Annotated in this window: 21 protein-coding genes, 1 tRNA gene and 1 pseudogene; 1 reads left to right on the forward strand and 22 read right to left on the reverse strand. The window is 58.9% G+C overall.

The annotated features are described in order from the left end of the window. Positions 1–5: 5 nt before the first annotated feature. The 18 genes and pseudogenes from cysN to ACQ66H_RS11465 all read right to left on the reverse strand — a co-directional run bounded on the left by cysN (position 6) and on the right by ACQ66H_RS11465 (position 18,706). A complete protein-coding gene (cysN, locus tag ACQ66H_RS11380; RefSeq protein ID WP_430434129.1) occupies positions 6–1,736 on the reverse strand; it encodes a sulfate adenylyltransferase subunit CysN in 1,731 nt (576 codons plus the stop codon). Next, the gene (cysD, locus tag ACQ66H_RS11385; protein WP_430434130.1) at positions 1,736–2,638 is read right to left on the reverse strand and encodes a sulfate adenylyltransferase subunit CysD; all 903 of its coding nucleotides are present in this window, start codon (positions 2,636–2,638) and stop codon (positions 1,736–1,738) included. The genes cysN and cysD overlap by 1 nt, the downstream gene beginning before the upstream one ends. A 176-nt stretch (positions 2,639–2,814) precedes the next feature. Next, entirely contained in the window at positions 2,815–3,258 is a 444-nt protein-coding gene (locus ACQ66H_RS11390; protein WP_430434131.1) for a phasin family protein, read from the reverse strand. A gap of 289 nt (positions 3,259–3,547) precedes the next feature. Beyond that, positions 3,548–4,420 carry an NAD-dependent epimerase/dehydratase family protein gene (locus ACQ66H_RS11395; RefSeq protein ID WP_430434132.1) on the reverse strand — a complete coding sequence of 291 codons (873 nt, stop codon included), beginning with the start codon at positions 4,418–4,420 and terminating at the stop codon, positions 3,548–3,550. Next, positions 4,410–5,315 carry a glycosyltransferase family 2 protein gene (locus ACQ66H_RS11400; protein WP_430434133.1) on the reverse strand — a complete coding sequence of 302 codons (906 nt, stop codon included), beginning with the start codon at positions 5,313–5,315 and terminating at the stop codon, positions 4,410–4,412. The genes ACQ66H_RS11395 and ACQ66H_RS11400 overlap by 11 nt, the downstream gene beginning before the upstream one ends. After that, positions 5,312–6,304, reverse strand: a complete 993-nt coding sequence (locus ACQ66H_RS11405; RefSeq protein ID WP_430434134.1) for a glycosyltransferase family 2 protein — start codon at positions 6,302–6,304, stop codon at positions 5,312–5,314. Before ACQ66H_RS11405 ends, ACQ66H_RS11400 begins: the two co-directional genes overlap by 4 nt. Next, entirely contained in the window at positions 6,301–7,206 is a 906-nt protein-coding gene (locus ACQ66H_RS11410) for a glycosyltransferase (protein ID WP_430434135.1), read from the reverse strand. The genes ACQ66H_RS11405 and ACQ66H_RS11410 overlap by 4 nt, the downstream gene beginning before the upstream one ends. Then, positions 7,199–8,029: a sulfotransferase domain-containing protein gene (locus ACQ66H_RS11415; RefSeq protein WP_430435622.1), complete on the reverse strand. Its 831-nt coding sequence runs from the start codon at positions 8,027–8,029 to the stop codon at positions 7,199–7,201. The genes ACQ66H_RS11410 and ACQ66H_RS11415 overlap by 8 nt, the downstream gene beginning before the upstream one ends. 158 nt (positions 8,030–8,187) lie before the next feature. Next, on the reverse strand, positions 8,188–8,889 hold the full coding sequence (locus tag ACQ66H_RS11420) for a hypothetical protein (protein WP_430434136.1): 702 nt from the start codon (positions 8,887–8,889) through the stop codon (positions 8,188–8,190). Beyond that, positions 8,886–10,082: an ABC transporter ATP-binding protein gene (locus ACQ66H_RS11425; RefSeq protein WP_430434137.1), complete on the reverse strand. Its 1,197-nt coding sequence runs from the start codon at positions 10,080–10,082 to the stop codon at positions 8,886–8,888. The genes ACQ66H_RS11420 and ACQ66H_RS11425 overlap by 4 nt, the downstream gene beginning before the upstream one ends. Then, positions 10,072–10,860, reverse strand: coding sequence for an ABC transporter permease (locus ACQ66H_RS11430; protein WP_430434138.1), 789 nt, complete (start codon positions 10,858–10,860; stop codon positions 10,072–10,074). Before ACQ66H_RS11430 ends, ACQ66H_RS11425 begins: the two co-directional genes overlap by 11 nt. A 136-nt stretch (positions 10,861–10,996) precedes the next feature. Further along, positions 10,997–11,908 carry a hypothetical protein gene (locus ACQ66H_RS11435; protein WP_430434139.1) on the reverse strand — a complete coding sequence of 304 codons (912 nt, stop codon included), beginning with the start codon at positions 11,906–11,908 and terminating at the stop codon, positions 10,997–10,999. A 130-nt stretch (positions 11,909–12,038) separates the two neighbouring features. Further along, a pseudogene (locus ACQ66H_RS11440) lies at positions 12,039–12,962 on the reverse strand (acyltransferase family protein); the annotation flags it as partial. Between the two features lie 136 nt (positions 12,963–13,098). Continuing rightward, on the reverse strand, positions 13,099–14,079 hold the full coding sequence (locus ACQ66H_RS11445; protein ID WP_430434140.1) for a class I SAM-dependent methyltransferase: 981 nt from the start codon (positions 14,077–14,079) through the stop codon (positions 13,099–13,101). A gap of 15 nt (positions 14,080–14,094) precedes the next feature. Then, complete coding sequence (locus tag ACQ66H_RS11450) at positions 14,095–14,934, reverse strand: hypothetical protein (protein WP_430434141.1); 840 nt, start codon at positions 14,932–14,934, stop codon at positions 14,095–14,097. 17 nt (positions 14,935–14,951) lie between these two features. Beyond that, on the reverse strand, positions 14,952–15,878 hold the full coding sequence (locus tag ACQ66H_RS11455) for a hypothetical protein (protein WP_430434142.1): 927 nt from the start codon (positions 15,876–15,878) through the stop codon (positions 14,952–14,954). 12 nt (positions 15,879–15,890) lie between these two features. Then, entirely contained in the window at positions 15,891–18,221 is a 2,331-nt protein-coding gene (locus ACQ66H_RS11460) for a hypothetical protein (protein ID WP_430434143.1), read from the reverse strand. A 409-nt stretch (positions 18,222–18,630) separates the two neighbouring features. Next, positions 18,631–18,706: transfer RNA gene (locus ACQ66H_RS11465), tRNA-Ala, on the reverse strand. Positions 18,707–18,826: 120 nt separating this feature from the next. Here ACQ66H_RS11465 and ACQ66H_RS11470 point away from each other — a divergent pair. Further along, the gene (locus ACQ66H_RS11470) at positions 18,827–19,543 is read left to right on the forward strand and encodes a DUF3108 domain-containing protein (protein WP_430434144.1); all 717 of its coding nucleotides are present in this window, start codon (positions 18,827–18,829) and stop codon (positions 19,541–19,543) included. On the opposite strand, the gene ACQ66H_RS11475 is transcribed toward ACQ66H_RS11470, so the two are convergent. The 4 genes from ACQ66H_RS11475 to ACQ66H_RS11490 form a co-directional block, all read right to left on the reverse strand. Next, a complete protein-coding gene (locus tag ACQ66H_RS11475; protein ID WP_430434145.1) occupies positions 19,530–20,510 on the reverse strand; it encodes an L-threonylcarbamoyladenylate synthase in 981 nt (326 codons plus the stop codon). The two genes, ACQ66H_RS11470 and ACQ66H_RS11475, sit on opposite strands and share 14 nt — an antisense overlap. A 4-nt stretch (positions 20,511–20,514) precedes the next feature. Continuing rightward, positions 20,515–21,660: a 5-(carboxyamino)imidazole ribonucleotide synthase gene (locus ACQ66H_RS11480; protein WP_430434146.1), complete on the reverse strand. Its 1,146-nt coding sequence runs from the start codon at positions 21,658–21,660 to the stop codon at positions 20,515–20,517. Between the two features lie 123 nt (positions 21,661–21,783). Beyond that, positions 21,784–22,290, reverse strand: a complete 507-nt coding sequence (gene purE / locus ACQ66H_RS11485) for a 5-(carboxyamino)imidazole ribonucleotide mutase (protein ID WP_430434147.1) — start codon at positions 22,288–22,290, stop codon at positions 21,784–21,786. A gap of 161 nt (positions 22,291–22,451) precedes the next feature. Further along, complete coding sequence (locus tag ACQ66H_RS11490) at positions 22,452–23,765, reverse strand: DEAD/DEAH box helicase (protein ID WP_430434148.1); 1,314 nt, start codon at positions 23,763–23,765, stop codon at positions 22,452–22,454. Positions 23,766–23,973: the final 208 nt, after the last annotated feature.

Raw genomic sequence — 23,973 nt, forward strand, 5'->3', positions numbered from 1 at the left:
GTCGCTCAGCTCAGACGTCCGGCGCGGCGCAGGGTTTCGACGATCTGCTCGACCACTTCCTCCGTGGCGCCTGCAGCCAGCACGAGACGCTGGCCGCTGGCGTCCAGCGCGGCCTGCGCGGCGCCGGCGTCGATCTTCAGTTCGACGTGCTCGCCGGCCGCCAGTGCGGTGACCAGGCTCTCCGGCTGCGCCGAGTCGGCGTCGATCACCACCACCAGACCGGCGTCGAGCAGGATGCCGACGATGCGTGGCAGGTCTGCGGTGGCAGCCGGCAGCGTGATGGTGTGGCGGCCGAGCGACATGAGCTTCTGTTCAAGCTTGTCGGCGGCGATGCCTTCACCCGCCCACAGCAGCAGCGGCGACTGCTGCTTCAGTGCAGCGCGCGCAGCGCGGCCGGTTTCCAGGCGCGTCCAGCTCAGGTCGCGCGGACGGCTGCGGGCGCCATGCAGCAGGCCGGCGCCGACCGTGTTGTTGGTGAGTCGATCGATCAGGATGAAGCTGCCGGTATCACGCACCGACTCGTACGGATCGAAGGCAAGCAATCGGTCCGTGAGCAGCGACACGCGGCCGATCTCGTTCAGTGCAAGCGCGGCGGTGGCGGAGCGCTCCATCGTATTCACGTTCACACGGTATTCGATCGCATTGACGGTGGCGCCGACCGTACGGGTGCCGCACTTCATCAGATAGCTGCGACCGGTGGCCATGGCCTCGTCGCTCATCCACACCAGCGTAGCGTCGAAGCTGTCGCCGATCAGCGCCGGCGTGTCGGCGGCGACGATCACGTCGCCGCGCGAACAGTCGATCTCGTCAGCGAAGGTGACGGTGACCGACTGACCGGCCACCGCTTCGCTCAGATCCTGCGTTGACAGCACGATGCGCTCGACCGTGGTGTCGCGGCCGGACGGCTGCACGCGCACGCGATCGCCCGGGCGCACGGTGCCGGAGGCGATCTGACCGGAGAAACCGCGGAAGTCGAGGTTCGGGCGGTTCACCCACTGCACCGGCAGGCGGAAGGGGCGCGCCTGCAGGTCGTCCTCGATCTGCACGGTTTCCAGGTGGTCCATCAGTGCCGGGCCGGCGTACCACGGCGTGGCCGCGCTCTTCTCGATGATGTTGTCGCCCTTGAGCGCCGACATCGGGATGCACAGGATGTCGGACAGGCCGATCTGCGCCGCGAACGCCCGGTAGTCCTTTTCGATGCGCTCGTACACGTCCTTCGAGTAGCCGACCAGGTCCATCTTGTTGATTGCGACGACGACGCGCTTGATGCCGATCAGCGACACCAGGAAGCTGTGGCGACGGGTCTGCGTCTGCACGCCGTGGCGCGCATCGACCAGGATGATGGCCAGATCGGCGGTCGAGGCGCCGGTCACCATGTTGCGCGTGTATTGCTCGTGGCCCGGCGTGTCGGCGACGATGAACTTGCGCCGATCGGTCGAGAAGAAGCGGTAGGCGACGTCGATCGTGATGCCCTGTTCGCGCTCCGCGGCCAGACCGTTGACCAGCAGCGCGAAATCGAGGTCGCCGCCCTGGGTGCCCACCTTCTTCGAGTCCGCTTCGAGCGCGGCCAGCTGGTCCTCGAACAGCATTTTCGATTCGTACAGCAGGCGGCCGATCAGCGTGCTCTTGCCGTCATCGACGCTGCCGCAGGTGATGAAGCGCAGCAGGCTCTTGTGCTCGTGCTGCTTCAGGTAGGCGCCGATATCCTGCGAAATGAGGTCGGAAACGTGTGCCATCAGAAATACCCTTCCTGCTTCTTCTTTTCCATCGAACCGGAGGAATCGTGGTCGATCACGCGGCCCTGGCGCTCTGACGTCGTGGTCAGCAGCATTTCCTGGATGATGTCGGTCAGCGTGGCAGCGGTCGATTCGACCGCGCCGGTCAGCGGATAGCAGCCCAACGTGCGGAAGCGGACGCTCCTCATCTGCGGCGTCTCGCCCGGACGCAGCGGCATGCGCTCGTCGTTGACCATGATGAGGGTGCCGTCGCGCTCGACCACCGGCCGCTCGGCCGCGAAGTACAGCGGCACGATGGGGATGTTCTCCAGGTGGATGTATTGCCAGATGTCCAGTTCGGTCCAGTTCGAGATCGGGAACACGCGGATCGATTCGCCCGGATGCTTGCGCGCGTTGTACAGCTTCCACAGCTCGGGGCGCTGGCTCTTCGGGTCCCAGCGATGCTGCGCGGTGCGGAAGGAGAAGATGCGCTCCTTGGCGCGCGACTTTTCCTCGTCGCGGCGGGCACCGCCGAAGGCGGCGTCGAACTTGTACTTGTCCAGCGCCTGCTTCAGGCCTTCGGTCTTCCACATGTCGGTATGCAGCGCCGAACCGTGGTCGAACGGATTGATGTTGCGTGCCTTGGCGTCCGGATTGATGTGCACCAGCAGGTCCATGCCGAGCTTGCGCGCCATTGCGTCGCGGAACTCGTACATCGCCTTGAACTTCCAGGTGGTGTTGACGTGCAGCAGCGGAAAGGGCGGGACCGACGGATAGAAGGCCTTGGCGGCGAGGTGCAGCATGACGGCGCTGTCCTTGCCGACCGAATAGAGCATGACCGGGTTTTCGGCCTCGGCCACCACTTCGCGCATGATGTGGATGCTCTCGGCTTCCAGCCGTTGCAGGTGCGTCAATGTACTCATCGTGTTGGGGAACCGGAAGGTGCGGAAATAGCGGGCCGCACGGCGTCGGACAGGCCGCCCGTGCGAAAGGGACAGGATTTTACCGCGCCGCGGGGGTTCCCGGCGAATGCCGTGCAGCGCCGCCGCCGGCAGGCGCCGTAATGATCCGGACTGCGCGGCGCGGCGCGGCGCGGCGTTCAGGCGCTCTGCGAGCGGCTGCGCGCAATCATGCCGCGGCGGTCGGGAAAGTTGATCACCACCGACCGGTGACGCCGGTCGGCAAACAGCACGTTGCCGCTGCTCAATGCCTCGGTCAGCGCCGGCGCCTGCTGCACCACCGAATCGCAAGCCAGATCGACCAGCTCGTTCTGCACCTGCGAGAGGATGTGGTACGACTGCCGCGCGTGCTCCGCCATCTCTTCGAGCAAGGCGCCGTAAAGCTGCGGCAACTGCCACAGCGCGGACATTGCCTCGGCGACCGTCTGCGGCTGCTCGATGGCCCGCATCTGGGTGGTCAACGCAGAACTGACCGACTCGGCCTGCAGCTTGAGCAGGCGTTCACCGCCGTCGGCAAGGATGTTGACCAAGCGCTTGGACGTATCCGGGCCTATCAGTGTTCGCTCATCGTGCGTTGTATTCACGGTCCCTCCCTGCTTGAAGCTCACATCACTTGCAGTAGCTCTGCACCTGACACATCATAAGCCGCCATCCGTTCCCTTCCTATCGTCCCGGCACAGGCGCTAGGTTGAAAGACCCCGTCGCAACGTAGTAGCACACACAGGGCAGCAAGTGCACCGAGCAGGCAGCAGTAAGACTTTCAACGACGTCCTGTCCTGCAAGGCCTTGCGGTGGAGACACCCAAGCCTGCCATCCATCACCAATCTTGCGGCAGTCGGTGTTCAATTCCATTCAGTCCGCTGACGGACCACATCATCCGGACAGATCCTCCTGTGTCGGGGAGAAAGCGCGTGACGCGAAGCCGAAGTCGCGGACCGCATCATCGTGATCAAAAACCATGTCCGCATTCATGCGCTCGGCCATGCCGATCGACACCGTGGAACGCGGTTGGACCGCTCGCCACACTGCGACTGCTACGCGAAACATCCAGAAAGGTACGGAGGGCAAACGCGGACGACGGCCCATCATCGTAAAAATGCGTTCGACCATCGCGCGATAAGTCAATGTTTCACTACCGGAGAGCGTGTAACTACGGTTGGCGGCGCACTTCGACCACGCGGCGGCAACCATCGCACGCGCAAGATCCTCCGCGTGCAGCGGCTGCCTCAGTCCGCACGCCTTTCCCAGCAGCGGAAAAAAACCGAAGCGCCTAATGAAGGCGGCAACCGCCCCCACGTTTCTATCGCGACCGTAACCGTAGATCAGCGTTGAACGGAGAATTACCCACTCGACACCATGGCGTTCCGCCCACGCAATCAACGCCTGCTCACCGTCGATCAGTCGTTTGACGATATCGCGCTCTGCGCTATCCGACGAATCCAACTTGGTATAACGACTGGTTGATGACAGCGCGACGATGCGCCGCGCACCGCTCCTTCGGACCGCCTCAAAGTAATCGGGCAGCACCCAGATAGGCGCCAGGCAAAACCACACCGCTATCGGTTCTGTGCCCGCTGCGCCAAGCACGCTGGACAATCTCCAGACCACACCAGCATCCGGACCTTCGTGTCGCGTGCGCGAGTAGGCGATCACCGGCTGCTGGCGTGCATGGAGACAGGACAGCAACGGGGGCCCAACCAAGCCACTGCCCCCGAGCACCGCAACAGGAAGTGGTTCAGGGCTCATCCGGGGCTCTCCTGAGTCCTCTAAGGAACAGCACCAGCGCAAGCACACCAAACCGAGACCAGACCCCAAGCGCGACCAACCACATCAAAAAGCCGGGATACTGGTGCCGAAAGAACTTCCGGTAGAAACGCATCATGCCCCGATGCTTGTGCCATTCAACGAAGACACGCCGATTGCGGCTGCATGCCCCTTGCGCGTGCATCACGCGCGCGGTCGGGACGAACATGATCCTCCAGCCCTGCTGACGAAAGCGCATGCACCAATCCAGATCTTCGCAATGCAGGAAGTACCCTTCGTCCCAGATACCGACGTCGGCCAGGACGGATCGGTTGACCAGCATGCATGCTCCGGAAATCGCCTCAACGTCGATCGGCGTTACGGGCAGTGGTTGCTTGTGCAGGTAAAAATCGAAGAAGAGCTTGGGCCAGCGCGAGGAAAATCGACTGAGACCCGTCATTCGAACAAGCGAGCGCCAAGGGGTGGGGACCGCGCGGCGCCCCCCGCCTTGTTCGCTGCCATCTTCGTTGAGCAGAAGTCCACCTGCCATTCCGACGTCGCGCTGCTGCGCGAATACATCGAGAAGAGCTTCTACGGCCCCTTGCTCCAATCGGCAATCGGGATTCAGGAAGAGAACGTACCCGGTCGTACAAGCGCGAAGTCCAACGTTGCAGGCCACTGCAAACCCGGCATTGCGACCATTGCGGATGGCCAAGAAGGACGGATTCCCATCAAACACCCGTTCACACTCGAGCAGACTGTCATCTGTCGAATCGTTATCGACGACGATCGCCCGAAGAGAGCTCTCGAGCACGCTCCGCACACAATCGACGAGGAGCGGTCCGGCGTTGTAGTTGACGATGACGACGGAAACATCGGCGGTCGTTGGCGCGTTCATCGCCCGCCCGGTCGATTGATCCGGAAACTCATTCCGGGAAAGGGCGTCTTGTCGAGGGCAGCCCACACAGACCGCACGCTCGCCCGACGAGAGCGCTGGATGATTGCTCTCTTGGCCCACATCATTGGCAAGGCCCTGAACGCATCGCGCTTGGCCCGCAACATGACTGTCGTCTGCCCCGAACAGATCGCCCCCGCAAGGTACGCGAAATTCATCAGAAGATGCAGCGGAAGCAGAAGCCAGAACAATCCGGAAGGCATATTCTTGATGAAATTGAACACAATGTTTCGATGCCCGTGATACACGGCGAAGTCGCTACGTCGCCCTGTCAACGCTGAACCGATGTGGCGCACAACGGCAGCGGGCACATACAGACATCCATGCCCAGCTAAGCGCAGTCGAAATCCGAGATCGACGTCTTCCAGGTAACAAAAAAATTGTTCGTCGAAGCCCCCGCACTCGACGAATGCGCTTCGCCTGTAAAGAGCTGCAGCTGCACACGGTGCAAAAACGTCCTCTTCCGCTAGGAAACGAGCCCTCGCAACATCACCATGTCCTCGCCGAGCGGGCTTTCCGCTGATCGATAGAACGTCACCCGCTCCATCCAGCATGCGGGTATCTCCATGGTCGAGCATTCGACTTGCAAAGCTGGCGGCATATGGATTAGCGCACGCAGCGTCCGTCAGCGCCTTCAACCACTGAGGATCCGGAAAGGCATCGGGATTGAGCAGCGCGACGTACTCGACGTCGTTGCATCGTGCAATGGCGAGATTGTTGGCCGCCGCGAACCCTTGATTCTCCGACAACCGGATAAGTGTGTGCCCTTGTCGGCCGTCCAGAACGGCTTCCAGTCGCTCAGCGTCGGCACTACCGTTATCGACCACCAAGACTCGACAGGGCTTCAAGGTCTGGGCATCAAGCGCGTCGAGCACCTGGCCGAGTAACTCGGTCGCGTTCCACGTCACGATGATTACGGCCACCGTCGTCACGCTGATTTCCTACGGTGCCACCTGCGTACCAGGGGTGAGTGAAAGTACATTCGAGCGAACAACGCTCGTACGGCCGCAGTCGGACTTGTCCACGGCCGCGCTTTTCCTGTAGTCATACTCTTGAAAGGCGCCACGAACTTTCGATCGAGCGCTCGCAGTGCCGCAGGCAAGGAAAGTGGATCGTCAATGCCCGCTTCGAGTTGTGCCAACAAAGATGGGCGGACGTGCCCTGAGTTGACTTCGCGCTTCAGCTCGCTCAGTGTGACGAATCCCGCCCCCAGTGCCCGCCGCAGGCATGCAACCCAAAGATGCCCATTCCTGTTGGCGCGTGAAATCCAGGGCTGTGTGTTCATGTCTGTGTAGTGGAGCAGGCGCGTTTTCCCTGCTTGGAACTGCTCCAGGGAATTCCACGTCGCTGGCAAGACTCGTCCGATCGCATTTGCCACGCGCATCTCGTACATCAAGCTTGCGTAGTCCAGATCACCCGCGTCAAGCCTTTCAACAATGTCCTCGATGCGCCAGGAAAGTCGGTCACAGTTCAGCAGCATGACGCTGAACTGCGGGCGTCGGCCCGAGTCATCGTCCGCGACCGTCAGCAGGTCGTTGCCCGCAAAATCGCTATTCCACACATCCCGGATGTCACCAAATACCTGCATGTCGGCGTCAAGGTAGATGGCTTTTCCCGTATAGCCGCAGAGTTCTGGAATCAGGAAGCGCTGAAACGAAAAAGGTGTACGGGGACGGTTATCAAGAATACGAGGAAGCGGAATCTCCCGACGGAAGGAGTAAAGGGTCCTAAGTACGATCGATGACTCCGTTCCCTCAGACATCGAGAACTCAAGAACTCGTGCTGGCAGCCACTCCGCCTCAGTGCAAGCGACAAAGACCCTGATCTCATCCATTGGCGCGTCCGCATTCCTCATGTGCGGCTCCCCCGGTGCATCTGGACGGCGGCGACACCCGCACGACCTCCTCACGCAACCAGCGAAGCCTGGAAACCAAGCCAAGCACCGAAGGGAGAGCCGACACCAGAATGCCCCCGGCTAACCCAAAATCCTGCCAGAATCCACCTACAACACCGCGTCTCACCTTTAGCGCATTGGTGTCACCACTCCAGTCCTTCACACCGAGCCGGGCGCCCTTCTCGACCCTGCCCTTCTCGGATACTGAAATCTCTGCCTCCCTCATTCTTTCGAAGCTCGCATCAGTGATCGCTTCGTCAAGCACCTTCAGATCAACCTCTTTCTGATCGATCAGCGACAGCAACTCCGCAAAACCGGCTGCCGGGTTATCCCTCAGGGTTTCGTAGCTCAGCGCGAGTTTCGGTCCAGAATGTGCCGCATACAAATCAAGAATCATATTAACGAACGTCAGCTGCCTGACGATCCCATATACCGGATCCAGTGCAAATCGGAGGATGCTGCCCGTCCACATCCGGTCCCGACTGCCAATATGATGAAAATATGATGCACAAACATCTCGAGGGTCACGCACGACTATGACAAGAGGCTTCTCGACAAGAAATTCTTTCTCGAGTAGCTCGACGGGCCTTTCCACATACCGATATACATCGAAGAAATTATGTGTAAAACAAGGACGAGAAAAAAAACGAGAGGCAACAGAAAATTCAAGATCAACATCTTGGCGATATCGCTTCTGAAGATAGCCCGAAACCACCGCCCTTATCCATGTCCGCCCAGATTTCGGAAAGGATAGAATAAACAGGTCCGCACTTTGATAACGTTCCCTGAGTCAACTCAACTTAATTTCGATTCTACGCTCACAGGATGTCGATGCGCTCGACTTCGCATTTTCATCACACCATGCGGGCGCAAACCTCTTCCGATCAAAAAAACGAATCATTAGAAAGAAATTATTGAAAATTACAAAAACACATCATAAACGCCCCGTTCAGCCATGCCGAACCGACGCAATTCTGCGACAAGCAATTCCGCATAGCGATCAGGGTGATAATGATGATCGCTCGGATCCGAATTCCTTAACCCATCATCAACCAACCCATCAGACCCAACGGACAACTCATCCAGCATTAAGTAACCAAAATCCCTTTTATGGCAGTACTCTTGCATCGAACGATTAAAAGAACGGGTAAGTTCAGTTCGTTCAACCTGGCTTCCCGAAATCGATGAACGAGCATTCGCCACAACCCCAAAATCACATCCATCTGGAATGGTCGGCAGCGGAGTACTAATGCACAACACCGCATGACCACGTTCATGCAGCTCCTCAAGAAAAGCCTTGTACTGACCAAGCGTCTCTTCAAGCATTAATGAAACCGAAAACCCGTATTTTTTTGCACGATACCAAATCACAAAACCAGTATCGATCTCACCGAACATTGATATAACCAAACGAGCCGTTGTCAGATCCAAACGCCGACGAATTATCGGAAGCGCTTGCGTTTCAGAATTCGGGTTCCTAAATCCAGATATCGTCGCACCACTGACTGCACCAGACTCAAAAAAAACATCTGGAAATGCAACTTCAAATGCGCGATGCGAAAAGATCTTCGCATGCGAATCACCAGCAACAAATACTCGACGCGCCTGACTGTTTTTCGTCATGGATTCAACACCTCGGCATTCAGCGTCATGCCAAGATCGACAACCCCCCCCTTTGGAGTACCTTGAACATCGAACGTCAGTGCGTTCTGGAAGGTCGCCACAACCAGCGCCACATCGTCTACCATCTCGCGCAGAGTGACGCTAAAGAAATACTTTCCCGGTTGCAGAATATGGTCAAATCCGAACGAAATAGACCACTCCTCTCCCGCTTTCATTATCTCGAGGGCACTTCCTTCGCCGGAATGCGCGACGATAATTCCCTGCGCTGTGCGTATTCCCCAATCAAACACCGGATTGCTGATCGTACGACGAAGATTAAGGCGCGCTTTAACGACGCCTCGAGTGCCCCGCCCCGGAGCCTCATCCAAGGAGAAGGAAAGATCCTCCAAAACCGCGTCCTGTCCAGTTTGCAGTTCTAGTGGCACTCGTTCTACAACCACGCCCCTTCTACGCTCTTCTGCTGTGCGAATATTTTTGTAAAGCAGAAGCGCTTCAAGTACGTCACCATCGAACACCTTCTTACCGCCATCCAGCACAAGCGCACGCGTACAGTAATTCGCGATGATGTTCTGACTATGGCTAACCAGAAGAAACGACTGACCGCTATCCTGCATACTCTTTATTTTGTCATAGCACTTTAGTTTAAAGCTTGCGTCTCCAACCGCGAGGGTTTCGTCAATGATGATGAGATCGGCGGAAACGTTAACCGCGCAAGCAAAACCTAGTCTTGCCTGCATTCCCGACGAATAGGAGCGTATCGGCAGATCGAAGTATTCATCAAGCTCAGCAAACAACTCGACATTATGCACCACGCTATCGGCTTGCCGCCGCGGAATGCCCTGGATTGAGCAGAACAGATACGCGTTCTCACGCCCTGTAAAGTTTGGGCTGAATCCAGCGGATAAGCCCAGCAAGGTGGCTACCTTGCAGCGGCGCTCCACGCACCCGGCATTTGGGATGATTACGCCTCCAAGAACTCCGAGTAGCGTGGTCTTACCGGCACCGTTTTTTCCGATGATGCCAACCGTCTCACCACGATGAACAACGATGTCAACGCCATCCAGCACACGACGAGTTTTTGCGGGCTTAAACCAATTGGGCGCTATAGCGTGACAAAAAGCCGCAAACGGATCGGATATTCCTGTGTAGCTCTTGCAGACACCTTTTCCGGAAATTAACAACTCAGACGACATCAGACAACACACCTCGCACGCGAGAAAATATCCAGAACCCGGTTACAAGAAGGAGCAAAGTGACGCCGGCCAGGAAAAGCACTTCCACTCCGCCCCCTGAATTTCCATAGATCAAAGCATTTCGGAATGGCTCGATTACTGACGTCAGTGGATTCATCCATATAAGAAATTGATACTTTTCCGGCACGGAGAGCATTGGGTACGTTACCGGAGAAGCATAAAAGAGCACGCGCAGTGCAAGGCGCACAATATGTGACAAATCCCCAAGGAAAGGCCCTATGACTGCCAGGAGAAGAGCAACCGAGAAGAAAAAGACCGTACACACCATAACTATCAGCATGGAATGGATGACACCTGATACGGATAGCACTCCGGCGACAGCACAGAAAATCACAACCAATAGATATGAAACCGAAAAGGGAATACCCGCTCGGATAACATTGGAGAGAATGAGAACCCAGACGGGAAAAGCGGACTTAACAACATATGTCCTCTTCGAAACCAACAATGGAGTCGAGCTACTCACAACATCGGAAAAGAAAAGATAAACAACCAAACCGATAAACATGGGCAATGCATAGCCAACATGCAAGCCATCTGGCCCATTCCATTTTACGCCCAGAAAAACACCAAAAACCAATGTATAAACCCCAAGCAGGAGCAGCGGAGTAAGCAATATCCAAACATATCCCAGAACCGTTCGCTTGGTAGAACTCTGCAGATCTCGTATTGCGAGATCCAACGCCAACATTAAATATTCAATTTTCTTCGCGAGCATTCGAGCTGACAACCAATAAAGCTGGAGGCGGGGGGGGGATGGGATGGGGACTGCAGAGCATGCCATTTAATCGGGCAGTGCTCGCAGCGAAGACAGTCAACGAGGACTGCCAAATCAAGCGAAGACGATCTGTCGCTTACAGATCATCACGCCGTCCTGACACCACTGGAGCGCCACCACGCGCCCCCCATGAGATTACCGTCGTTGCATTCGCCAGCAAATGAGACGTAAAGTACTTCTTCACAGCGAAGATCTGGATCCGTCCTTCCCGTTCATATTTCCGCAGCAGTGCGTAAAGATTCGAATTCTGATTCCTCTTCTCTGCAAAACGTCGATTCTCAGCATCAATGCGGTTCATCAAGTCCTTCCCGGCAGGTGCATCGAGCCAGCTATTCGATGCGAACTGGAATCCAACGGGCTCCATGTGCAGACAAATACGGAATCCAGGGATGGCCAGAATCTGATCGATCAGCTTTTCGGGAACGTTCGGAATCTGTTCGATACTGTGATGAGTGAAGACGCAGGTCTGGACTTCATCACGCAGTGCCGAGAAATCGGCATCGTAGTAATCGAAGGCCGATGTGCGGACTTTCATCTGGGGCGAACACCCTGCGCCGACCTGCTCCATCAGAGCCCGCCCCGTTCTAGTCAGTTCAAACCCCCAGTACTCAGCGTTCAGCGGAGCACCAAACTTGAATAGATTAAAGAGATTCTTGCCCCATCCCGATCCGAGTTCTACAATGCGCTGCGCGCCAGCGCCGAATGTCGAGATCATCTCCCTCATCTTGACGGAATCCGTTAGCAGGGTGACAACACGAGGATCGAGTTCCGACACCCTGATCAATTGCCGGTCCAGGATGTAACCGGTTTCGGCGATCTTGCGTTCATGCTGGGCGTACTTTTCGCGCAACATCTCGTCTTCGAAGTCCGGACCAAAGTTGCGCCGCATGAAGAGGTGTACCCGACTCAGGTCAGACTCCCCTTGCGCGACAACTCGTTCAAACTTGTCGTACACGCCTTGCCAGAGGTGCTCGTACTGCCCTTCCACGAATGACCTACGGGTAGTTGTGTCTGTGGAGAAAGCAGCGCTGCCCTCCTGCTGTCGATCGACTGTCACTACTCCGCCCTCCTTAACGTGATGCATGCTCGACACGACCTTGGCATCGATGCGTACCGGATCATATGCGAGCCACCCTAATCATCTTCGCCCCTGCCATCCGATGACGAAGACCAATGAAATACCGTTCCACGAGAAGGTGGAGCACGAGGGAAATCACTGTCGCCACTGCGAGCGCGACGAAGAACTCCGTGTAACTGCTGCCCTTAAGCTGCAGATACCTCAGCACCGGAATGTGCACAAGGAAGACGCCATACGACAGGTAGCCGGCAAGTGCATCATAGCGCCGTGGCGCCGACTTCAGTCCCCAAAGCAGTAATAAGGGCGCAGTGATGAGAGCCAGTGAGTACTCGCCGAGCCAACGAACCACCGGGGCATTGCTACGAGCAGCGATAACAAAGAGAACGACTCCGACTGCGATCGACATGTACTGCCAGCGAGCCCACCAGGGTCGAATGACTTGGAGGCCGCGATATAGCATGAGGCCCACAGTGAACACTGGAAGTACCCCGACGAGGAAACGGTAGGTAAAACTCTCCAAAAGGTCTGCATTACCAGAGCGAAGCGCCCGATAAACCAGCAGCGTGGCAGTCAACATCATCAATATGATTACCCACTCCTTCATCCGCTGAAGCAGTGGAAACACCGTGAAATACTTGACTTCGAGAGCCAGTGACGCAACCGGCGTAAAGGCGAAAAAGGCTCCATAGGGGAAGTCCCCGGCGTGCATGAAGCCAAGTAACCCATTCAATGGCTGAAGAAAGGCAAATACCCACGTCTGCAGATCGCGATAATCCGAGGGTTGCGCATGCAGCGCTGGCTCATACCAGAACATGCCGAGCCCTCCCACTAGCGCAATCACGGCCACGAACATCGGATAGACCCGCAGAAGTCGATCAGCATAATAGCGCCAGACCCGACCTTCACCCTCATAACGATCAAATATCGCGGCCGTGAAGAAGCCGGAAATCAGATAGAAGCAGAAAACCGCGTAACCCCTTGATTGATTCTGACGTCAAATACATTCCAAAGAGGATAATTTAGGTGGGAATACAGAACGAGCGACGCAAGAATGAATCGGAGATAACCGACCATCGAAGCTTACCTGGTTGTTGTTAATGTCATTTGCATGCAATCACATGATACCGGTCGGCCTGTCCAATTTCGCCGAATTTCCTCCGGAAGCGGAATGCGAAGATGTAATTCAGCAAACCGTCAGCAGCCAAGCCTTCAACCCGCTCATTAGACAAAGCACCTTGATCGACACGCTTATAGGCCCAACTGCGAACCATGTCTTTCACCACCGGCTCCTGTACGACCTCAATGGATCGGAAACCGATCACCTCAAGGAGCCGCACTAACTGAACAGGCGGAATCAACACGATATGTCGCGGGCACTCAAGCCCCCACCATGCAGAACCATAGAGTGCCGCGGAAGGACCTGAGGGATTAGGCGTTGAGATATGAATAACGCCACCGTCATCCATCGCCCGAAATACCTTACCAAGGGTATCTCTAGGACGATAGAGGTGCTCCACGACATGGTTCAGGCGTACGAACTTGAGCCTGCGCCCAGCAAGCGCTTCCCACGATGCCTCGCTGACATCCATGGTTTCGTGACCACGCCGCGCAGCTTCCACGAGCGCCTGCTCCGAGAAATCCATTCCGAGCGTTCTGCATCCAAGCTTTCGCGCACGATCAAGATACTTTCCCGATCCACAGCCGAAATCGAGGATCTCCCCGGCGGCCACCATACGCTTTTCGATGGACTTCATCCATCGCGAGAAGCCATTCATGCCTGCTCGATGACGGGCAAGCCTGTCCAAAAAGCCATTCAGTGGCGCAGGCAGGCGAGACAACGTTCGGCCGTCATGATGCGCCGCGTGCGGACCGTAGGCGGACGTGTAACAGCGATAAATTTGAGATTCTATCGGACGGAGTGACTGAAAAAGCGAACCGCATGCCGTACAGGTACTGTATTCGAATTCTTGGTCTGTCAACCGGTAAAGACGATCCGTGGCGACCGACCAGAAATTCGCAGTGAGCCCGCCGCAGGCCGGACACGCATCCACCCGTTCAGTGGTGACAGGGACTTCGTTCATTTGACAGATTCCGAACTAGCGCAACCGGAATTTCTTCCCGAGATGACGGAGGTTCTTTTCAACGATATAGCGCGTCAGCTTAAGGTACCGTGCATTGTCCTGCATTAACGTGGTGCCGCGAGGAATATCTTGGTTGTGAATAAACTTCGCATTGCCTGTTTCCGCGCACAGCCGCTCGAAATCCATGTCGGCGCCGTCAATCTTAACGAAGGGATTCATCGTCACGACGTTCACGCCACGCTTGCGAAGCGCGGCTCGGACTTCCGCCACGCCTTCGTAATACTGCATGTAACGGATGTCCGGGGACTCTCCTTTCCACATGGTGTGCTGATCATGGGCGTGATGGTTTTCCCCGATTGCGCCGTTGTCACAGCCAACGAGAATTATGTTGCGTGCACCCATATTGGCCGCCAAATTCATCGCGCTTTGAGAGATGGATGTCCAGAGGTAAAGTTTTTCCGGATGGGGATTGAGTACCCATTCAAGCACACGTCCAGTCTCGCTTGGCTCATCAAGTCCGGTCAGGCTGGCGCGACCATCATTCTCAAAGCCGAAGAAGTGTTGTTCTGCATAAGCAATCTCGTCGGGCGTGCATTGAGCTCCGATCTTCGATGGTTTGGTAATCCATGTAATGTCTGGGCGCCGCATCTCTCCATCGATGAACTCCGGGATGTTCAGCCGCGGCATCATCGTGATTGCGTACTGTGTCTCAAACACCTTCCAAGCCTGATTGAGGCCTATGGTGATCTTTCCCTCAAGGAGCTCCAGGGGAAATACGCGCAGACTGGTTCCGGTTCCGACGATATAGATATCGCTATTCGAATGCCGGCCGTACAGTTCTCTGATTGATCTCATTCTCGATGTTAGTCCGTTCAAGCCTTCTCGGTCATTGCATCAACCAGCTGAAGCGCGTCAGCCCGGACATCCTTTTCGTTGATTCGTTGCTTTAGAAGTTCGAGATCGAGATATCCTGCATCGAGCGCGCCCTTGAGCAGACTGAAGAACAGTTTCTCCTGCTCGGGATCCGGATGTGGTTGATAGCGGCCGACCGCAGCGGGTTGTGCGACCTCATTCGTAAGGCCAAGGCCACGTAGGAGGCGTTCAACAAAGCCGCTTCTCCGGGCGGCAGGGGCCTTGGTCGTCAGGTCGAAGTCGATAGGGAGACCCGTCTTCCATGGCTGAGTCAGGCGTTCCGTCGTATGCAGCAGGCGAGTCTCCGGAACGAGGCGGTCGAACGAATTCCACTCCTCGCCGATCTCACCGATGGTGGTCGGATCTTCGTTCTTCAGCCCAATCCACGGGCCGTAGTCGAGCTTGCCCTCGAACATCCGGTCAATATCCTCGTCCCAGCGCCAGTGACTGAGTTTCTCGCAGTCGAGCAACATCACGCTGCTCGCATAGAACATGTGACCGTTACCCTTGTAGCCGTCCTGTATGTGGCGACACAGAATAGCTTTGCCCTCCATGTCCGCATTGAGAAGATCAAGGATGTCCCCCACAGCGAACACATCCGGATCAGTCACCAGCGCCCGCCCCTTGAACCCCATCAACTGGGGCACCATCTTCCGTAGCGGGCTGAAGGACTGCAAATCCTCGTTCAGCCAAACCGCTTTCTTGCCTTTGCGCAGATAATGCTGCCCCTGACGCACGGTCAGATGCGGGGTTTCTTCGAGACGGATCAATTTGACGTCAAAAGCGTCCGGGTCCCTCGATGCCCGCTTCATCGAGTACATCCCCACGTAAGCGCCAACTATCTGCTTGTCATTGGTGTGGATAAACACGGTCGGCTTGTTAACCATGATTCTCTTCCTTCAAATGTGTCTGCAAAGATCGTCAACAATCCGCGACGAAGCGTCACCGGGCTGCATGACATGATCGGCGAACGTTTGCGAGCGGACTACGAGTTCCTTCCACCCGCTGCCCGAAATGGCGAGCGACACGTAACTTGCCCAGTGCTCAGCAGTATGGATGCCGAAAAGTCCATCGTACCGAGATGCATCAATGTTCGGTCTCACGACGGCCACTGGCAACCCGTAGCGCGCTGCGTGCACGACGACTGACGAGGGGGAACTGATTACTGCATCCAATCGCGGCAAGACGTCCCGCATCTCGTCCCCAGGCCGGGCGATCGTCACATTCGGTAACGTAATGAGCGCGATGCGCTTTGGATCGTCTAGCCAGCGTCCTGCCGGATGAGTGTGAACAATGAAGGACACGCCGGGAAAATCCTTGGACAGCGCCAGGATGCCTTCTACGAAGAACTGCCGGTACGCATCCGAGTATCGGTGCCAGTGTAGATTCTCGAAGATTCCGATGACGCGTCGATCGTCCGCTTCACGGCGTGACTCGACTGCAACGTTCTGCCCCACAACATCGGGGCACCCCACCGACACGCACTTCCTGATTGTCGCGCGTGGGACCTGACTACACAGACAGGAACGATCACCCCAAAGATAAACCTTCTGCGATGCGAAGCGAATCTTGCGCGCCGACTGCAGCGGATCGTGATAAGTGAGTCCCGGCGTTTCATAGCCATGTTGCAAGGTCGCAGTCAAAATGCCTTTGGAATTGGCAACGCGACATAGCTCATGAGCGAAACGATGGGGCAGGAGGCTGGATTCTGACGCGGCGAGCAAGACGCGGACGTCCCCGGGCAAGACCGACGCGGCCAGGGCAGCTGGAGCAATTGTCGTCATCTGTACGCCGAGTGCATCGAGCTCTGCAGAAATCATGGCCAAATCCTTCTGCAGCTCCGAACTAAGCATTGCGATAATGCCGCGCCCGCGTTGCTTCATTTCCGCCACTAGCGGACGGAGCAGTATCCAGTCCAGAGCCATTTGAACGACTATAGCCACCTCGGTCGGCGGCATAGCAGGAACTCCGCGGGCGCGAGCGTCGTCGATGACCCTCGACCATAGGTCGCCAATTACCTTGGCCCCATACAGCTGCTCGATCAGCTTTCGTCCTCGCTCAACATCATCGCGACCACATACCGGATCGGAAAGATAGGTTGCGAGCCCCGATCTCACGTTGTCGAGCCGAATGACTTGAGAAAGGGCCTCGAGCGCGGGAGTACTCGTCGCAACAACAGGAACACCATTGAGAAGCGCCAGCACAGCCCGGTTGGAAGACTTACAAATGCTGAAAGCATCAAGACTGTTTGGAATGACAACAACGTCTGCGGCGTCCAACTCATGTAGCAGAGCTGCGTTGGACCACTCCACGTAACGCGTCCGCATTGCAAATGGAAGGATGTGCCTTTCGTACTTGCCTACATTGTTGCTTATGACCACCAACTCAACGTCAAAACAGCGGGCGATAGCTTCGAGGTCGTCTTTCACCAGAAGCAAATCAAGCATGCCGAAGCGGGCGTAGTCGGCACCGTGATGCCCAAACCACACGATCCGCCGATGAGTCCCTTGCGTCGTCGCTCCGGTAGGCAGTTGCAGCGAGCTTTGAGCACAAGCGTTTTTCCGACGAAGAGACGGCAAAAATCGACCTCGTTTGGCCATACGCGTGACGGCCCCAAGCGCTAGTCGAGCCACATGGCGAACCACGGGTCCGAACTCAGCGGTTCGCAGATGTCCTGCCTTGTGCCAAATAGAGTGAAGCCGCTTGACCGATCTTTGCACTGAGCTCCCACGCCGTTCCCGGACCGCGGACTCAAGCCGCTCGGACATCTTCTCAACCAAGTCATCGGTCTCTATACCGTCGGGGATCACGGTCACTACATGACAACCCGGGATACGGCTTTGAACCACCTCGGCGAGAGGCCGTGTAGTCACCACGATGACAGCTGCAAGGCGCGCAATCTGCTCGAAGATCAAGGTCGGGCGAGCAGAGACCACGCCGTCCTTGCTTCCGTAGCCGTCGATGAAGATGTTGTCACAAAGATCGATGACAAGAGGAATACCTTGGCGCCTTGCCTCGCTCGCTAGAACGAGATCATCGGGCGTAAAACTCTTGACCATCACTAGGCAATCAAGGCCTTCAAGTTGCGCGGTGTCGCCGCTTGACAGGATACGGTTTGCTATCCCGCGCCGATCCAACTCTAGAATCGGCAGCAATCCTCTGTAACGAACCGATGCTATATGCAACGACAATGCAGCAAGTTTCCAGCCGATAACGATGCGCTCAGGCATAACAGTTCTCGCGGCAGCACAGTGGTCGCCCATACTTCGTGTTCATCGATCAACAATGGGGAAGAGCAAACGAGACGACGCAGTACAAATTAGCGTAGTCCATTCCCTTCTTGGGAGATTGACTCAGGTCATCGGTGATTCGCAAACTCGTCGGAGGCGCGATGTCAGACGAGGGCCGATGATATGTGAAAGGCGATCAACAAACCAGAACAGAACTATCCAAAACGGATAAAACCATCCGCAAGATGCAACTCGATATTGCGAGAGGAGAAAGGTCGCGGCTTGCGACAGACATGCAACTACACAAGAAGCGAACGTCCGAAAGCTAGCAGTCGGTACGCTCGAGTCGATGACTTCGTCCGGACGAACGATTTTCTTGACTCCCTTTGACGAACAAGGGACGAGAGAATGGTGGAGAGGAGGAGGATCGAACTCCCGACCTTCGCATTGCGAACGCGACGCTCTCCCAGCTGAGCTACCCCCCCAACGGCTGCGGATTATAGGGCCTCGGATGCCGGTTGTGAAGGAACATCGATCAGAATCACGCGGTCGCAGCATCATTACCGGTACGGACTTCAGACACGATGAAAAAAGAGATCGACGGAATGGATCGCAGGCGCTTCATCGGCGGCAGCGCGGCCGGCGCGCTGCTGGTGGCGTCGCCGCTCTGGCTGGCCGGCTGCGCGACAGCGCGGCAGTACGAACAGGCCGAGCACATGGCGGCGCAGCTCGCGGTCGGCGATGAGTGGATGTACGACGAACTGAACGGCTACAACCGCGAGCGGCAAGCCGGGATCCGCTACGTCGTCGAGCAGGCGGACCCGCCGCGCCTGCGCATCGAGGTCGATGGCAAGCCGCTGAGCAGTCTGCGCAGCGGCCAGTTCGAGGAGTACGCGGCGCCCTGGGTGGTCAGCCGCGACACCGTCTATGACCGCGACAACCGTTACGACGCGCCGCTACCGCTGCTTCCGGCGCTGCTCGAACCCGGCGTGCGCGAGGCGTGGCAGTCGATGGTGAGCACCGATCCGAAGGAGCGGCCGCGCCGCTGGCACGTGCAGATCGACACGCTCGGCTACGAACGTGTGACCGTGCCGGCGGGTGAATTCGAAGCCTTGCGCGTGCGTCGGCTGATCAAGTTCGAACATCCGGATTTCTTCCGCACGCAGTCGGAACGCGTCGAACACCTGTGGTTCGTACCCGAGGTGAAACGCTGGGTGAAGCGCGAGTGGCGCGGTCAGTACATGCCCAAGCTGCGCAGCCGCCATCCGCTGCTGCGTGAGGACTGGATCGTGTGGGAGCTGACCGGCTTTACTGTGGCGTGATGCCGGCGCCGGCAAGCGCGCGTCCGAGGCGGTCGTTCACGGCGGCCCATTCGGGCGTTTCCGGAATCGCTTCGATCACGATCATCGAACCACCGACCGCGTCCGCGTCACGCATCGCGGCGTAAAGACCCCGCGCGTAACCGGCCGGTTCGGCCGGCAGCATGAACCAGCGATGCGGGCAATCGGACAGCGGCGGCTGGCTGTGTGCGATCACCGCGCAATGGCGCCCGCTGTGGCGGAAGGCGTTCAGGAAGTCGCGCAGCCGCGCTGGCGCGATCTTGCGCATCGCGCTGCGCGGCGCGTAATGCGCGGCGAGCGCACCCGACACCCGCGGTGAGTTCTCGTCGCCCTTGCCCGCGGGCATGCGACCGATCACGGCAGCAATCTGCCCGGCGCTGATGGCGCCCGGCCTGAGGATGCGCGGCGTGTCTCCGGACAGGTCGAGTATGGTCGATTCGATGCCGACCTCGCACGGCCCGCCGTCGAGCACGGTGACCGAATCACCGAACTCGTCGCGCACATGCTGCGCTGTGGTCGGGCTGATGCGACCGAAGCGGTTGGCCGATGGTGCAGCGACGCCGCCGCCGAAGGCGCGCAGCAGCTTCAGCGCCACCGGATGCCCCGGCACGCGCAGCCCCACCGTGTCCTGACCGCCGGTCACCTCGAGCGGTACGTCCTCCTCCCGCTTCAGGATGAGGGTCAGCGGTCCTGGCCAGAAGGCCTGCGCAAGCGCAATCGCCTCGCGCGGGATATCGCGCGCCCAGACGGTGATCTGCTCGGCGTCGGGCAGATGCACGATGAGCGGATGGTCGGCCGGCCGCCCCTTTGCCTCGAATATGCGGCGCACCGCCGCCGGATTCATCGCGTCGGCACCCAGCCCATAGACGGTTTCTGTCGGCAGCGCGACCAGTTCGCCGGCGCGCAGCCGGCGCGCTGCGTCGGCGATGTCGGCATCCGACGCACTCATTGCGTCAGCCGGCAATGCCGATGGCGCCGCGCGCATTCATCGCGGTGTCGATGACCGGATCGCCGCTCTCGCCGAGTACGGTGAAGTGGCCCATCTTGCGGCCGGGGCGTGCGTGATGCTTCTGATAGAGGTGCAGCTTCAGACCCGGATGGCGCAGCAGGCGCGACCAGTCGGGTTCGTGCGAGTGGTGGGCGTCCTGCTGGTACCACAGGTCACCGAGCAGATTCACCATGACCGCGCGCGAATGCTGGCGCGCGTCGCCCAGCGGCAGGCCGCACAGGATGCGTACCTGCTGTTCGAACTGGTTGGTGACACAGGCATCGATCGTGTAATGGCCGCTGTTGTGCGGCCGCGGCGCCATTTCATTGACCATCAGTTGACCGCCGGCGATGAAGAACTCGACGCCAAGCACGCCGACGTAGCCCAGTTCGGCCGCAATGCCCGCGGCCATTTCGGTCGCTTCTGCCGCCAGGGCACCGCTGATCCGCGCAGGCGCAATGGTCACGTCGAGAATGCCATTGCTGTGGCTGTTCTCGGCCACCGGGAACGGCGCGACACGGCCGGCTGCGTCGCGGGCCAGCACCACCGACACCTCCAGTTCGAGCGCCAGCATCTTCTCCAGCACACAGGCTTCGCGCTTGAAGCTTTCGAAGGCCGCCTTCGCCTCCGCCACATTGCTCACCCTCGCCTGCCCCTTGCCGTCGTAACCGAAGCGCGCCACCTTGAGCACCGCGGGGAACAGCGACGGATCGGCCGCCTCGATGTCGGCCACGCTGCGGATCGCCGCGAACGGGCCGACCGAGAAGCCACGGTCGGACAGGAAGGTCTTTTCAGCGATGCGGTTCTGTGCCACCGCTACACAGGCCGCGTTGGGGCGGGTCGGAATGAATTTGGACAGGTGATCCAGCGTGTCCGCCGGAACGTTCTCGAACTCGGTGGTCACCGCAGCGCAGGTCTGCGCCAGTCGTTCCAGCGCCTGCATGTCGTCGTAGGCAGCGCACAGGTGCTCGTCGGCCGCCTTGCCGGCCGGGCTGTTGCGGTCCGGGTCGAGCACGACGACGCGATAGCCCATTTCGTGCGCAGCCAGCACGAAGAAGCGGCCGAGCTGACCGCCGCCGAGCATGCCGAGGGTTGCGGGAGGAAGAATCATCTGCAATGGCTCCGAAAGATCCGGCTCAACTTCTCGTGACCGCGGACGGATGCGGATGTGGCGGATGAACGCGGATTAAAACCTGAAAATGGATGCAGCGGACGGCAGACGCAGCGACGGCGGTCAGCCTTCGAGCTTCATGTCCAGCACGGTCTGCGCCTGCCGGGCGCGGAAGTCCTCGAGCGCCTGCGCAAGCGATGCATCTTCGCCCGCCAGCAAGGCCACCGCAAACAGCCCGGCGTTGGCTGCACCCGCCTCGCCGATGGCGAAGGTGGCGACCGGAATGCCCTTAGGCATCTGCACGATGGACAGCAGCGAATCCATGCCGTTGAGCGCCCGCGACTGCACCGGCACACCGAGCACCGGCACCGTGGTCTTGGCCGCCAGCATGCCTGGCAGATGGGCAGCGCCACCGGCACCGGCGATGATGGCGCGCAGACCACGGGTGCGCGCCTCTTCAGCGTACGAGAACAGCAGGTCGGGCGTGCGGTGCGCCGACACGACGCGCGCCTCGAACGGCACGCCGAACTGTTCCAGCATGGCGCAGGCGGCGCGCATGGTGTCCCAGTCGGAGTTCGATCCCATCACGACGCCAACCAGCGGCGTGCGGGCGTGGTCTTCAGCACTCATCGGCTTCATCCTTCGCCGGCCTCGTCGGCCCGGAAAAAGGCGCGGATTCTACACCCGCGCGACAGCGAATCGACAAACATGGAAAAAACGAAAGGGGCACCGATTGCCCGGTGCCCCTCTGGGGTCTGGTCAACCCTCTGTGCTTCAGCCTGCGTCAGCGATCAGTCCGCACGACGCGCGCGGTCGCTGCGGCCGGAACTGTTGCCACGCCAGCCGCCCTCGCTGCGCGGCGCACCGCCACCCGGACGACGCGGGCCGTTGCCCGGCTTGTTGCCCCAGCTGCCCGGACGACCGGTGCCGGTGCGCGGGCCGCGCGGAGCGGACGTACGCGGCTGCACACGCGGCTCCAGACCCGGAATGGTGTGCACCGGGATGGTGTGACGGATGAAGCGTTCGATCGTCTTGACGCGACGCACGTCGTCGCCGGACGCCAGGCTGACCGCGATGCCGCTGCGGCCGGCACGACCGGTACGGCCGATGCGGTGCACATAGTCTTCCGCCGACTTCGGCAGATCGAAGTTGATCACGTGGCTGATGCCGGCCACGTCGATGCCGCGGGCGGCAACGTCGGTGGCGACCAGCACGCGCAGCGCGCCGCGGCGCAGGTGACCCAGCGTGCGATTGCGTTCGCCCTGGTGCATGTCACCGTGCAGTGCCGCAGCCAGGAAGCCGTTCTCGCCGAGCTGCTCGGCGATCTGGTCGGCGTCGCGCTTGGTGGCGGTGAACACGATGGCTTGTTCGACGCCCTCGTCACGCAGCAGGTGGTCGAGCAGGCGCTGCTTGTGGCCCATGCCGTCGGCGAACAGCAGGCGCTGTTCGATGTTCTCGTGCTGGGCGGCGGTTGCCTGGATTTCGATGCGCTGTGCGTCCTTGGTCAGGCGCTCGGCCAGACGGCAGACGCGCGGCTCGAAGGTGGCCGAGAACAGCAGGGTCTGACGGCTCTGCGGCAGGCGGTTGACGATGGCTTCGATGTCCTCGATGAAACCCATGTCCAGCATGCGGTCGGCTTCGTCGAGCACCAGCATTTCCAGACGGCCGAAATCGATGCGGCCGCTGTCCATCTGGTCGATCAGACGACCCGGCGTGGCGACCAGCACTTCATAGGGCTGGGCCAGCAGCTTGTTCTGCATCACGTAGGAGGTACCACCGACCACGCTGACCGCCTTGGCGTAGCGCAGGCCACGGCCATACTTGCGGCAGGCGTCGGTGACCTGGATGGCCAGTTCGCGCGTCGGCGTCAGCACCAGGATGCGCGGGCCGCGGGCCTTGACGGCCGAGTCCTGCGTCAGGCGGTTCAGCGCCGGCCACATGAAGGCCGCGGTCTTGCCCGAACCGGTCTGCGAGGACACCATCAGGTCACGACCGGCCAGAGCGGCGGGGACGGCCTTTTCCTGCACGGCGGTGGGATTGGGGTAACCGGCCTCGACGATTGCGCCAAGAAGGGATTCGTTAAGACCGAGTTCTGAGAATTCCATGTATTTTTTCCACACAATGGCTACCCGCCGCGCTGCGACAAGCAGTGCGGAAGGAGCGGGTTGGTCGGGCGAAATCCCGACGTTCTATCGGCACTAACCGATCAACCACGCTTGACCAAACAGGCGGGAGAAAAAGACAGGCCAGGGACGATAACTTTCTCGTGCCAGCGCCGGACCAAACCGGGAATGCGTCGCCAGGAGCAGACGC

Origin of the sequence: Methyloversatilis sp. (assembly GCF_965284615.1) — a bacterium.
Taxonomy (GTDB): Bacteria; Pseudomonadota; Gammaproteobacteria; order Burkholderiales; family Rhodocyclaceae; genus Methyloversatilis.

Bases quoted from the DNA above. Each gene is read 5' to 3' on its own strand.
- cysN (WP_430434129.1), bottom strand. From the start codon at position 1,736: ATGGCACACGTTTCCGACCTCATTTCGCAGGATATCGGCGCCTACCTG.
- cysD (WP_430434130.1), bottom strand. From the start codon at position 2,638: ATGAGTACATTGACGCACCTGCAACGGCTGGAAGCCGAGAGCATCCAC.
- ACQ66H_RS11395 (WP_430434132.1), bottom strand. From the start codon at position 4,420: ATGAGCCCTGAACCACTTCCTGTTGCGGTGCTCGGGGGCAGTGGCTTG.
- ACQ66H_RS11400 (WP_430434133.1), bottom strand. From the start codon at position 5,315: ATGAACGCGCCAACGACCGCCGATGTTTCCGTCGTCATCGTCAACTAC.
- ACQ66H_RS11410 (WP_430434135.1), bottom strand. From the start codon at position 7,206: ATGGATGAGATCAGGGTCTTTGTCGCTTGCACTGAGGCGGAGTGGCTG.
- ACQ66H_RS11420 (WP_430434136.1), bottom strand. From the start codon at position 8,889: ATGACGAAAAACAGTCAGGCGCGTCGAGTATTTGTTGCTGGTGATTCG.
- ACQ66H_RS11425 (WP_430434137.1), bottom strand. From the start codon at position 10,082: ATGTCGTCTGAGTTGTTAATTTCCGGAAAAGGTGTCTGCAAGAGCTAC.
- ACQ66H_RS11430 (WP_430434138.1), bottom strand. From the start codon at position 10,860: ATGCTCGCGAAGAAAATTGAATATTTAATGTTGGCGTTGGATCTCGCA.
- ACQ66H_RS11445 (WP_430434140.1), bottom strand. From the start codon at position 14,079: ATGAACGAAGTCCCTGTCACCACTGAACGGGTGGATGCGTGTCCGGCC.
- ACQ66H_RS11450 (WP_430434141.1), bottom strand. From the start codon at position 14,934: ATGAGATCAATCAGAGAACTGTACGGCCGGCATTCGAATAGCGATATC.
- ACQ66H_RS11455 (WP_430434142.1), bottom strand. From the start codon at position 15,878: ATGGTTAACAAGCCGACCGTGTTTATCCACACCAATGACAAGCAGATA.
- ACQ66H_RS11460 (WP_430434143.1), bottom strand. From the start codon at position 18,221: ATGCCTGAGCGCATCGTTATCGGCTGGAAACTTGCTGCATTGTCGTTG.
- ACQ66H_RS11470 (WP_430434144.1), top strand. From the start codon at position 18,827: ATGGATCGCAGGCGCTTCATCGGCGGCAGCGCGGCCGGCGCGCTGCTG.
- ACQ66H_RS11475 (WP_430434145.1), bottom strand. From the start codon at position 20,510: ATGAGTGCGTCGGATGCCGACATCGCCGACGCAGCGCGCCGGCTGCGC.
- ACQ66H_RS11480 (WP_430434146.1), bottom strand. From the start codon at position 21,660: ATGATTCTTCCTCCCGCAACCCTCGGCATGCTCGGCGGCGGTCAGCTC.
- purE (WP_430434147.1), bottom strand. From the start codon at position 22,290: ATGAGTGCTGAAGACCACGCCCGCACGCCGCTGGTTGGCGTCGTGATG.
- ACQ66H_RS11490 (WP_430434148.1), bottom strand. From the start codon at position 23,765: ATGGAATTCTCAGAACTCGGTCTTAACGAATCCCTTCTTGGCGCAATC.